This is a genomic window from Janibacter sp. CFPM2_SD2, assembly GCF_057364645.1.
This window is the reverse complement of the sequence record NZ_JBNFOF010000093.1, coordinates 1-11278: the sequence shown is the minus strand read 5'-3', so window position 1 is coordinate 11278 and position 11278 is coordinate 1. Positions and strand designations below refer to the sequence as shown.

The 11278-nt window shown below is 72.0% G+C and carries 10 protein-coding genes and 1 pseudogene; 9 read left to right on the top strand and 2 right to left on the bottom strand.

Translation table 11 applies throughout. From position 1 onward, the window contains the following. Positions 1-8: 8 nt before the first annotated feature. Entirely contained in the window at positions 9-203 is a 195-nt protein-coding gene (locus tag AC2W7J_RS10165) for a DNA glycosylase AlkZ-like family protein (RefSeq protein ID WP_485982270.1), read from the bottom strand. Positions 204-209: 6 nt separating this feature from the next. Here AC2W7J_RS10165 and AC2W7J_RS10160 point away from each other — a divergent pair. The 4 genes and pseudogenes from AC2W7J_RS10160 to AC2W7J_RS10145 form a co-directional block, all read left to right on the top strand. Continuing rightward, positions 210-674, top strand: a pseudogene (locus tag AC2W7J_RS10160) (ATP-binding cassette domain-containing protein); the annotation flags it as partial. 116 nt (positions 675-790) lie between these two features. Beyond that, the gene (locus tag AC2W7J_RS10155) at positions 791-1000 is read left to right on the top strand and encodes a hypothetical protein (protein ID WP_485982273.1); all 210 of its coding nucleotides are present in this window, start codon (positions 791-793) and stop codon (positions 998-1000) included. Next, positions 990-1808, top strand: coding sequence for an ABC transporter permease (locus AC2W7J_RS10150; protein ID WP_485982272.1), 819 nt, complete (start codon positions 990-992; stop codon positions 1806-1808). The genes AC2W7J_RS10155 and AC2W7J_RS10150 overlap by 11 nt, the downstream gene beginning before the upstream one ends. A gap of 4 nt (positions 1809-1812) precedes the next feature. Continuing rightward, positions 1813-2724, top strand: coding sequence for a COX15/CtaA family protein (locus AC2W7J_RS10145; RefSeq protein ID WP_485982269.1), 912 nt, complete (start codon positions 1813-1815; stop codon positions 2722-2724). A 279-nt stretch (positions 2725-3003) separates the two neighbouring features. Here the strand turns inward: AC2W7J_RS10145 and AC2W7J_RS10140 are convergent, their stop codons facing one another. Next, a complete protein-coding gene (locus tag AC2W7J_RS10140) occupies positions 3004-3954 on the bottom strand; it encodes a heme o synthase (RefSeq protein ID WP_255183495.1) in 951 nt (316 codons plus the stop codon). A 314-nt stretch (positions 3955-4268) separates the two neighbouring features. Here AC2W7J_RS10140 and tkt point away from each other — a divergent pair, with 314 nt between their 5' ends. The 5 genes from tkt to AC2W7J_RS10115 form a co-directional block, all read left to right on the top strand. Further along, positions 4269-6359 carry a transketolase gene (gene tkt / locus AC2W7J_RS10135; protein WP_485982271.1) on the top strand — a complete coding sequence of 697 codons (2091 nt, stop codon included), beginning with the start codon at positions 4269-4271 and terminating at the stop codon, positions 6357-6359. Beyond that, positions 6356-7495 (top strand): transaldolase, encoded by a 1140-nt coding sequence (tal, locus tag AC2W7J_RS10130; RefSeq protein ID WP_255183496.1) that lies wholly within the window; start codon positions 6356-6358, stop codon positions 7493-7495. The genes tkt and tal overlap by 4 nt, the downstream gene beginning before the upstream one ends. Next, the gene (locus AC2W7J_RS10125; protein WP_485982268.1) at positions 7492-9108 is read left to right on the top strand and encodes a glucose-6-phosphate isomerase; all 1617 of its coding nucleotides are present in this window, start codon (positions 7492-7494) and stop codon (positions 9106-9108) included. The genes tal and AC2W7J_RS10125 overlap by 4 nt, the downstream gene beginning before the upstream one ends. After that, positions 9105-10649 carry a glucose-6-phosphate dehydrogenase gene (gene zwf, locus AC2W7J_RS10120; RefSeq protein WP_255183498.1) on the top strand — a complete coding sequence of 515 codons (1545 nt, stop codon included), beginning with the start codon at positions 9105-9107 and terminating at the stop codon, positions 10647-10649. Before AC2W7J_RS10125 ends, zwf begins: the two co-directional genes overlap by 4 nt. After that, a partial coding sequence (locus AC2W7J_RS10115; RefSeq protein WP_485982267.1) for a glucose-6-phosphate dehydrogenase assembly protein OpcA occupies positions 10646-11278 on the top strand: 633 nt, incomplete at its 3' end. The genes zwf and AC2W7J_RS10115, both read left to right, overlap by 4 nt.

The window sequence follows — 11278 nt, the reverse complement described above, 5'->3', positions numbered from 1 at the left end:
GCCGGCTGTCACGGCGCCGTCTCGGCGAGCTGGTCGAGGTGGCGGCGCACGCCGGTGGCCGTCAGTCCGAGGAGGGCGGCGAGGTCGGCCGCGGTGATCGGGCCGCGCTCGCTGATCATCGCGAGGACGCGGTCCCGGGTGCGGGCATCGCGGGTCGCGGCGTCGGAGTCCGACGCCTGAGGTGCCCGCGGGGAAATAACCACACATCCATGTTATGTAATTCGACGCAACACACAACAAAGGTATGCCTAACCCCACACCCGAAGGGGGTCTGCCTAGACTTGCCGCTCGTGACTGCTGCCGTCGTCGTGGAGGACCTGCGCCGCGTCTTCGGTGACACCATCGCCGTGGACGGGGCCTCGTGGGCTGCCGGCACGGGCGAGATCACCTGCGTCCTCGGACCCAACGGTGCCGGCAAGACGACGACCATCGAGTGCCTCGAGGGGCTCCAACGCCCGGACGGCGGGACCTGCCGCGTCCTCGGCACCGACCCGTGGCAGGCCAGCGCCGAGCACCGCGCCCGCGTCGGGGTCATGCTCCAGGACGGCGGCCTCCCCCAGAGCGTGCCGGCCACCCGCCTGCTCGCCCACCTCGGCCGGCTCCACCGGACCCACCGCGCCGCGGAGCTCGTCGAGCGACTCGACATCACCCCCTTCGCACGCACGTCGGTCCGACGCCTGAGCGGCGGCCAGCGCCAGCGGGTCGCCCTCGCCGCCGCCCCTGCTCGGCGACCGAGGTCGCCTTCCTCGACGAGCCGACCGCGGGGCTGGACCCGCACGCCCGTCTGGACGTGTGGGACCTGCTGCGCGAGCGGCGCGACGAGGGCGTGGCCCTCGTCGTCACGACGCACGGCTTCGAGGAGGCCGAGCGTCTCGCCGACCGGGTCGTCATCCTCGCCGGGGGCCGGGTCGTGGCCGACGGCACGCCCGACGAGATCGCCGACGGCGCGCGTCTCGAGGACGCCTACTTCGCGCTCACCGGAGGCCTGCGTGACCGCTGAGACCACGACGAGCACCGTCCAGCCGCGGGGGCGACGCGTCCTCGCGCAGGCGCGCTTCGAGGCCGAGATCCTCGTCCGCAACGGCGAGCAGCTGCTCGTCTCGCTCGTCCTGCCCGTGCTCGCCATGCTCGCCCTGACCGCGACCTCCTACCCGGACCTGCCCGAGCCGCGGATCGCCCTCGTCGCGCCCGGGGTGCTCGCCCTGGCCATCGTCTCCACGGCCTTCACCGGGCAGGCGATCCAGACCGCCTTCGACCGGCGCTACGGCGTGCTGCGCCTGCTCGCGACCTCACCCGTCGGCACCGACGGGCTGCTCGCCGGCAAGGCGCTGGCCGTCGCGTCCGTCGTCGTCGGCCAGCTCGTCGTCCTCGGGGTCGTCGCCGCCGTCCTCGGCTGGCGCCCCGACCCGGTCGGCCTACTCGTGACGCCGGTGAGCGCGGCGCTCGGGGTCTGGGTCTTCGTCGCCCTCGCCCTGCTGCTCGCCGGCGTGCTGCGTGCCGAGGCCGTGCTCGCGGTCGCCAACCTCGTGTGGGTGCTGCTCGCGGGCGCCGGTGGCCTGCTGCTGCCCGGCGACACCTTCGGCGGGCTCGACGCGGTCGTGCGCTGGCTGCCGTCGGGCGCGCTCGGCGATGCCCTGCGCCAGGCCCTCACGGCGACGGCGTGCCGCTGCTGCCCTGGCTCGTGCTCGTGGGGTGGGGCGCGGTGCTCAGCCTCGCCGTCGTGCGGGCCTTCCGCTGGCGGGACTGACTCCCCCTTCGCCTGCTGCCGACCCGGTGGTCGGAGCGCCCTTGGCTACGACATACCGTAGTGGGGTGCCCGAGACCCTCCCCCAGGCCGCCCGCACGTGGCTGCCGCGCCTGCTCCTGCTCAACCTGATCGTCGAGGTCGGCATCGTCGTCACCGGCGGCCTCGTCCGCCTCACCGGCTCCGGGCTCGGCTGCCCGACATGGCCGGAGTGCGTCCCCGGCTCCTACGTGCCGACGGTCGAGCAGGAGGAGGGCATCCACAAGCTCATCGAGTTCGGCAACCGCACGCTCACCGGGCTCCTCGGCTTCGTCGCGCTCGCGCTGCTCGTCGCGCTCTACCGCTGGGCGCGTGACCGGCGCGAGCTCGTCGTCGGCACGTGGGTCGTCATGGCCGGCATCCTCGCCCAGGCGATCGTCGGGGGCATCACCGTGCGCACCGGCCTCAACCCCTGGATCGTCGCCTTCCACTTCCTGTGCTCCATGGGCCTCATCGCCGTCTCCGCGTGGCTCTACTGGCGCCAGCGGCAGCCCTCCGGCGCGACCCGCTCGCTGCTGCACCCGCTCGTCGCCCGGCTGCAGTGGCTCCTCGTGGCCGTGGCCGCGGTCGTCCTGCTGCTCGGCACGATCGTCACCGGCTCCGGCCCGCACTCCGGCGACGCCGACACCCCGGCCCGCACGGGCTTCGACCCCCGGACGATCTCGTGGTTGCACGCCGACGCGGTGATGCTCTTCGTCGGCATCTGCGTCGCCGTCTGGCTCGGGGCGAAGCTCACCCAGCGCGCCGCCGGCCCCGCCCGCGCGTGGTGGGTCGTGCTCATCGTCACCCTCGCCCAGGGCCTCATCGGCTACGTGCAGTACGTGACGAAGCTGCCCGAGGTCCTCGTGCTCGCCCACATGCTCGGCGCGAGCCTGCTCGTCGTCGCCATCACCCGCGCGATCGTCCTCTCCCGGACGACGGAGCCCCTGCCGGCCGACTGAGCCCCGGCGCCCACGCGCTCGGACACGCGCTTCGAAGAAGGAACGCCCGCTCGAGCGAGCGTTCCTTCTTGACCCGGCGACGGCAGCAGCAGACGAAGGGGCCGGTCACCGCACATCCAGCGGACGAAGGGGGTGGGTCGGCGCGAATCAAGCCGAAGTCGAGCTCGACAACTGGACCGGACGACGACGAAGGACGTCGGCCCAGCGCCGACCTGCCCCCTTCGTCAGCGCGAGGAGCAGGACGACTCGGCCCCGCGAGTGGTACCGGACCCGAAGAGGTCAGGCGAGGCCGGGCAGCGGCAGGTGCAGCAGCGGGTCGATCGCCACGCCGAGGAAGAGCAGCGTCACGTAGGTGATCGAGAAGTGGAAGAGCCGCATCGGCTTGAGGACCGACTGCTTCGCGCCGCGCTTGGCGGCGGCGTGGAGGCGGTGCGCCTCACCGACGAAGAGCCCGCCGGAGACGACGGCCGCGCCGAGGTAGACCCAGCCCATGTCCGCGACGGGGATGAGCGCGAGCGAGGTCAGGACCATCACCCAGGAGTAGGCGACGACCTGCCGCGACACCGTCGTCATCTGCTCGACGACCGGCAGCATCGGGACGCCGGCGTTGGCGTAGTCGTCGGTGAACTTCATCGACAGCGGCCAGTAGTGCGGCGGCGTCCAGAAGAAGATGACGAGGAAGAGGATGATCGCCGGCCAGCCGACGGAGTTGGTCACGGCCGACCAGCCGATGAGCGTCGGCATGCAGCCGGCGATGCCGCCCCACACGATGTTCTGCGGGGTGCGACGCTTGAGGATCATCGTGTAGCCGACGGCGTAGAGGACGATCGCGGCGAGCGAGAGCACCGCCGAGAGCGGGTTGACCAGCAGCCACAGCCACGCGGTCGACAGCGCCGTGAGCACCATGCCGAAGACGAGCGCGGCCCGCGGGGTCACCTCGCCGGTGACGAGCGGACGGTTCTGCGTCCGGCCCATCTTGGCGTCGATGTCGCGGTCGTAGACCATGTTGAAGGTGTTGGCCGCGCCGGCGCTCAGGCTGCCACCGACGAGGGTGAGCACGATGAGCGCGAGGGAGGGGACGCCACGCTCGGCGAGGAACATCACCGGGACCGTCGTGACGAGCAGCAGCTCGATGATGCGCGGCTTGGTGAGCGCGATGTAGGCGCCCACGGTGCGACGCCACGAACGGGTCGCCGGCGACAGCTCGCGCGTCGACTCGAGAGTGGTCACGGACTGCCTTTGCCGAAGGGGGTTGGGTCATGGCCGAACTGGGCCCGGCCTCCGAGGAGTCTACCCGCGACGGGCAGTGCTCCCGGCCCCGGGTTGCACTCGTCACGGCCCCGGCGGACGGGACTAGTGTGGGCGGCAGCACGCACGCTCCCGCAGCAGAAAGGTCCTCCGTGAGCACGGACACCGCCACCTCGCCCAAGGCTCCCGCGAAGAAGGCAGCCGGTAGCGCTGCCCCGAAGGGAACGACCCGCACCGTGGCCTCGGCCAACCCCGCCGGTCCCGCCGGCACCTCGTCCCGCTCGAGCGACCTGCCGATGCCCGTGGTGAAGAAGGCCGGGTGGAGCGACCTCGACGTGCGCGCCGTCGACACCGGCCGGCTCCTCGCCGCCGACGCGGTCCAGGAGTGCGGCAGCGGTCACCCCGGCACCGCGATGAGCCTCTCCCCCGTCGCCTACCTGCTCTACCAGCAGGTGATGACGCACGACCCGGCCGACCCGACGTGGCTCGGTCGCGACCGTTTCGTCCTGTCGGTCGGGCACTCCTCCCTGACGCAGTACGTCCAGCTCTTCCTCTCCGGCTACGGCCTCGAGCTGAGCGACCTGAAGTCCCTGCGCACGTGGGGCTCGCTGACCCCGGGCCACCCTGAGGTCCACCACACCGCGGGCGTCGAGATCACCACCGGCCCCCTCGGGTCGGGACTGGCCTCCGCGACCGGCATGGCGATGGCCCAGCGCCGCCAGCGCGGTCTCTTCGACCCCGACGCCAAGGCGGGGACCTCCCCCTTCGACCACACGATCTGGTGCCTCGCCTCCGACGGCGACATGCAGGAGGGCGTCTCCGCGGAGGCCGGCTCGCTCGCCGGCCACCAGGAGCTCGGCAACCTCAACGTCATCTACGACGCCAACCAGATCTCCATCGAGGACGACACCGACATCGCCTTCAGCGAGGACGTGGGTGCGCGCTACCGGGCCTACGGCTGGGAGGTCATCGACGTCGACTGGCGCAAGACCGGTGACGGCAAGGCCTACGTCGAGGACGTCGACGCCCTGCTCGCCGCGACCCAGCAGGCGAAGAAGAACACGAAGGCCCCGACGCTGATCGTGCTGCACACGATCATCGCGTGGCCGGCCCCGACGAAGCAGGACACCGGCGCCTCGCACGGCTCGGCGCTCGGCGAGGACGAGGTCGCGGCGACGAAGGAGCTGCTCGGCTTCGACCCGAAGAAGTCCTTCGCCGTCGAGAAGGCCGTCCTCGACCACACCCGCGCTGTGAAGAAGCGCGGCAAGGAGGCCCACAAGGAGTGGGACAAGCGCTTCGCCGCGTGGCGCAAGGCCAACCCGGAGCGCGCCGAGCTGCTCGACCGTGTCGTCGCGGGCAAGGTCCCGGCGGGCCTGGACAAGGCGCTGCCGACCTTCGAGGCCTCGGACAAGGGCCTGGCCACGCGCGCCGCGTCGGGCAAGGTCCTCACCGCCCTCGCCGACGTCATGCCCGAGCTGTGGGGCGGCTCCGCCGACCTCGCCGGCTCCAACAACACGACGATGGACGGCCAGCCCTCCTTCACGCCCAAGAGCAAGCAGACCGACACGTGGAAGGGCGACGAGTACGGCCGCACCCTCCACTTCGGCATCCGTGAGAACGGCATGGGCATGGCGATGAACGGCATCGCCCTCGAGGGCCTGACCCGCGTCTACGGCGGCACCTTCCTCGTCTTCTCCGACTACATGCGCCCCGCCGTGCGCCTGGCGTCCCTGCAGCAGCTGCCGGTCACCTATGTCTGGACCCACGACAGCATCGGCCTCGGCGAGGACGGCCCGACCCACCAGCCGATCGAGCACCTCGCGTCGCTGCGGGCCATGCCGCTCGATCGTCGTCGCCGCGACGCCAACGAGGTCAGCGTGTGCTGGGGGCAGGTCCTCAAGAACCGCTCCACCGCGGCCCTCGCGCTCTCCCGTCAGGGCACGCCGACCGTCGACCGGTCGGAGTACGCGTCGGCGAAGGGAGCGGCCAAGGGTGGCTACGTCCTCGCCGAGTCGAGCACCGAGGTGCCCGACGTGATCATCGTCGCCACCGGCACGGAGGTCGCGGTCGCGCTCGAGGCCCGCACGACGCTCGAGAAGGCCAAGATCGGCACCCGCGTCGTCTCCATGCCGTGCCGCGAGTGGTTCGACGCCCAGTCGAAGGCGTACAAGGAGAAGGTCCTGCCGGCCGCCGTCCGGGCGCGTGTCTCGGTCGAGGCCGCGACCCCCTTCGGCTGGCGCGAGGTCGTCGGCGATGCCGGTGAGATCGTCGGCATCGACCACTTCGGCGCCTCCGCCGACGCGGCGACCCTCTACGACAAGTTCGGCATCACGTCCGCCGCCGTCGTCAAGGCGGCAAAGACCTCCATCAAGAACGCGAAGGGATGACCGCCATGGCCGACCAGCTCCCCACCGCTCCCGCCCCGATCGCCGCGCTGCGCGACGCAGGAGTCTCCGTCTGGCTCGACGACCTCAGCCGCGAGCGGCTGCGCTCGGGCAACCTCCAGCAGCTCATCGACACCACAGGGATCGTCGGCGTCACGACCAATCCGTCGATCTTCCAGGCCGCGCTCGCCGACGGCGACGCCTACACCGAGCAGCTCGGCCGGCTCGCCGCCGAGGGCAAGGACGTCGACGAGGTCGTCTTCGCCCTGACGACCGACGACGTGCGCGAGGCCTGTGACCTCTTCGCCCCGATCTTCGAGGCGACCGACGGTGTCGACGGCCGGGTCTCGCTCGAGGTCGACCCCCGCCTGGCCCACGACCCCGAGGCCACCGCGGCCTCCGCCCAGGAGCTCGCCGCCGCCGTCGACCGCCCCCAGGTGCACATCAAGATCCCGGCGACGCAGGCCGGCCTGCCGGCCATCACCCGCACCCTCGCCGAGGGGATCAGCGTCAACGTCACGTTGATCTTCAGCCTCGAGCGCTATCGCGCGGTGATGAATGCCTTCGTCGAGGGCCTCGAGCAGGCCCTCGCCGCGGGCAAGGACATCTCGAAGATCCACTCCGTGGCCTCCTTCTTCGTCTCCCGCGTCGACACCGAGATCGACGCCCGGCTCGACGCCATCGGCACGGACGAGGCCAAGGCCCTGCGCGGCCAGGCGGGCGTGGCCAATGCCCGTCTCGCCTACCAGGCCTACGAGGAGGTCTTCAGCACGCCGAGGTGGCAGCGTCTCGAGGCCGAAGGGGGGCGCCGCCAGCGTCCGCTGTGGGCCTCCACCGGCGTGAAGGACCCCGCCTACCCGGACACGCTCTACGTCACCGAGCTCGTCGCGGCCGACACGGTCAACACGATGCCGGAGAAGACCCTCGACGCGACCATCGACCACGGCGAGGTCACCGGCGACACCATCACCGGCGGCTACGCGCAGGCCCAGGAGGTCCTCGACCGGCTCGAGGCCCTCGGCATCAGCTACACCGAGGTCACCGACAAGCTCGAGGTCGAGGGCGTCGAGAAGTTCGAGAAGGCGTGGGGCGAGCTCCTCGACGGAGTGAGCGCGGAGCTGACCAAGGCCGCGAAGTGACCAGCCTCTCCGTCGCGGCTGCAGGCGCGGCGGCCGACGCGGTCGCCGCGCACGTCCCCGCCCTCGTCGCCGACGGCGTCGCGAGCGGGATCTTCGCCCAGGACGCGAGCCTGTGGGGACCGGCGGCCGAGGAAGAGGCCGCCAAGCGGCTGTCCTGGGTGGGCCTGGGGCGCACCTCGCGCCACCTCGTCGGCGAGATCTCGGCGCTGCGCGACCGGCTGCGCGAGCAGGGCGTCGACCGGGTCGTCCTCTGCGGCATGGGCGGCTCCTCGCTCGCGCCCGAGGTCATCTGCGCCACCGCCGGCGTCCCGCTCGTCGTCCTCGACTCGAGCCACCCCGATGTCGTGCGCGGGGCCGTGACCGATCTCGAGCGCACCGTCGTCGTCGTGTCGAGCAAGTCCGGCTCCACCGTCGAGACCGACTCGCAGCGTCGGGTCTTCGAGCAGGCCTTCGCCGACGCGGGCATCGACGCCGCGCAGCGCATCGTCGTCGTCACCGACCCCGGCAGCCCGCTCGACGAGCAGGCCCGCGAGAGCGGCTACCACGTCGTCAATGCCGACCCCGGTGTCGGTGGGCGCTACTCGGCCCTGACGGCCTTCGGTCTCGTGCCCTCCGGGCTCGCCGGGGCCGACGTCGAGGCCCTCCTCGACGACGCCGAGGCGGTCGCCGACCTGCTCGCCGAGGACGACGAGGCCAACCCCGCGCTGCGGCTCGGGGCGGCGATCGGCGGGACCTCCCCCCTTCGCGACAAGGTCTACCTCGTCGACCACGGCACGCAGGCTCGCGGGCTCGGCGACTGGGCGGAGCAGCTCATCGCGGAGTCGACCGGCAAGGCCGGCACCGGCCTGCTGCCGGTGGTCCTCGACCGACCCGGCGAGGGCGCTCCCCCGGCCGACGCGACGATCGTGCGGCTCGTGCCCGACGACGGTGACGACAGCGCCCCCGTGGCCGCCTCCACCGTGGACGTCGGCGGCTCGCTCGGCGCGCAGTTCCTCCTGTGGGAGGTCGCGACCGCGGTCGCCGGTCGGCTGCTCGGGATCAACCCCTTCGACCAGCCCGACGTCGAGAGCGCCAAGCAGGCCGCCCGCGACCTGATGTCGGGGTCCGGCGGGGACGAGGCGACCGACGACCTCGTCGACGGCCCGGTCACCGTGCGGCACCTCGGCGGTGACTGGCTCGGTGGGGCGACGGACGTCGACTCCGCCGTCAGCGCCCTGCTCGCCCAGCTCGACCCGCAGCACGGCTACGTCGCCGTCATGGCCTACCTCGACCGCGAGGGCGATACTCCCTTCGCCGAGGTGGCCGACGCGCTCGCCGAGCGCGTCCAGCGCCCCGTGACCTTCGGCTGGGGGCCGCGCTTCCTGCACTCGACGGGGCAGTACCACAAGGGCGGCCCGGCCACCGGGGTCTACCTGCAGGTCACGGACACCCCGCGCGAGGACCTGCCGGTCCCCGGTCGTGACTTCACGCTCGGTGACTTCATCGCCGCGCAGGCCGGCGGTGATGCCCAGGTGCTCGCGGACCACGGCCGGCCCGTGCTCGTCCTGCACCTCACCGACCACGACGCCGGACTGGCTGCGGTGACGCGAGCCCTCACGGGGCGTGACGCATGAGCCCGGCGCGGGTCACCGCCGACTCCAACCCGCTGCGCGACCCCCGCGACAAGCGCCTGCCGCGCATCGCGGGGCCGTGCAGCCTCGTCCTCTTCGGCGTGACGGGTGACCTGGCCCGCAAGAAGCTCATGCCGGCGATCTACGACCTGGCCAACCGTGGGCTGCTGCCGCCGGGGTTCTCCCTCGTCGGCTTCGCCCGTCGTGACTGGGCGGACCAGGACTTCGGCAAGGTCGTCTACGAGGCCGTCCGCGAGCACGCGCGCACGCCCTTCCGTGAGGAGGTGTGGCGCAGCCTGTCCGAGGGCTTCCGATTCGTCCCCGGCACCTTCGACGACCCGGCGGCCTTCGACCTGCTCGCGCAGACGGTGCGCGAGCTCGACGAGGCGCGCGGTACCGGCGGCAACCACGCCTTCTACCTGTCGATCCCGCCGGGGTTCTTCTCCACCGTCTGCGAGCAGCTGCAGCGCTCCGGGCTGGCGACGCCGACGGACGACTCGTGGCGACGGGTGGTCATCGAGAAGCCCTTCGGGCACGACCTGGAGAGCGCGCAAGAACTCAACACGATCGTCGAGCAGGTCTTCCCGGCGGACTCGATCTTCCGGATCGACCACTACCTCGGCAAGGAGACGGTGCAGAACCTCCTCGCCCTGCGCTTCGCCAACCAGATGTTCGAGCCGGTGTGGAACAGCCACTACGTCGACCACGTGCAGATCACCATGGCCGAGGACATCGGCATCGGTGGCCGCGCGGGCTACTACGACGGCATCGGCGCCGCCCGCGACGTCATCCAGAACCACCTGCTCCAGCTGCTGGCCCTGACCGCGATGGAGGAGCCGACGAGCTTCAACGCCGCCGCGCTGCGCACCGAGAAGGAAAAGGTCCTCGAGGCCGTCCGCGTCCCCGAGGACCTCGAGACCGCGACCGTGCGCGGGCAGTACGCCGGCGGCTGGCAGGGCGGTGACAAGGTCATCGGCTACCTGCAGGAGGACGGGGTCGCCGCCGACTCCACGACGGAGACCTACGCTGCCGTCCGCCTCGACATCGACACCCGCCGCTGGGCCGGTGTCCCCTTCTACCTGCGCACCGGCAAGCGGCTCGGGCGACGGGTCACCGAGATCGCCGTCGTCTTCAAGCGGGCACCCCACCTGCCCTTCACCGACACCGAGACCGAGGAGCTGGGGCAGAACGCCGTCGTCATCCGCGTCCAGCCCGACGAGGGCGTGACGATGCGCTTCGGCGCCAAGGTCCCGGGCAACCAGATGGAGGTGCGCGACGTGACGATGGACTTCGGCTACGGCCGCGCCTTCACCGAGTCCAGCCCCGAGGCCTACGAGAGACTCATCCTCGACGTGCTCCTCGGCGACCCGCCGCTCTTCCCCCGCCACGAGGAGGTCGAGCTGTCGTGGAAGATCCTCGACCCGATCGAGCGCTTCTGGGCCAAGCAGCGCGGAGGCGTCGACCAGTACCCCGCCGGCACCTGGGGTCCGGCGGCCGCCGACGAGATGATGCAGCGTGACGGACGCACCTGGAGGATGCCGTGATCGTCGACCTGCCCAATGCCACCACGGCGCAGATCAGCCACCGGCTCGTCGAGATCCGTGAGGACGTGGGCGCCATGGCGCTCAGCCGCGTGCTCACCCTCGTCATCGTCGTCGACGAGGACGACGCCGAGGATGCCCTGGCGGTCGCCAACTCCGCGAGCCACCAGCACCCGGCCCGCATCGTCTGCGTCATCCTCGCCAATGCCCGCGGCAAGGCGCGTCTCGACGCCCAGATCCGGGTGGGTGGCGACGCCGGCGCCTCCGAGGTCGTCGTGCTGCGACTCTTCGGCGAGCTCGTCGGCCATGCCCGCAGCGTCGTGACGCCACTGCTGCTGCCCGACTCCCCCGTCGTCGCCTGGTGGCCGCGCGAGGCGCCGAAGGACCCGTCCGCGGACCCCGTGGGCGCCATGGCCCAGCGACGGATCACCGACTGCGCCGTCGCCGACAACACGGGTAGCACCCTCAAGCGGCTCGCTCGCACCTACCAGCCGGGCGACACCGACCTCGCCTGGAGCCGGGTGACCCTGTGGCGCGGCCTGCTGGCGACGACCCTGGACCGGGCCTCCCTTCGAGTCCGTCGAGTCGGCCACCGCGTCGGCGGCGCCGACTCCCCGTCCGCCGACCTCCTC

Coding starts and splice junctions, on each gene's coding strand:
- tkt (WP_485982271.1), top strand. CDS start 4,269: ATGCCCGTGGTGAAGAAGGCCGGGTGGAGCGACCTCGACGTGCGCGCC.
- tal (WP_255183496.1), top strand. CDS start 6,356: ATGACCGCCATGGCCGACCAGCTCCCCACCGCTCCCGCCCCGATCGCC.
- zwf (WP_255183498.1), top strand. CDS start 9,105: ATGAGCCCGGCGCGGGTCACCGCCGACTCCAACCCGCTGCGCGACCCC.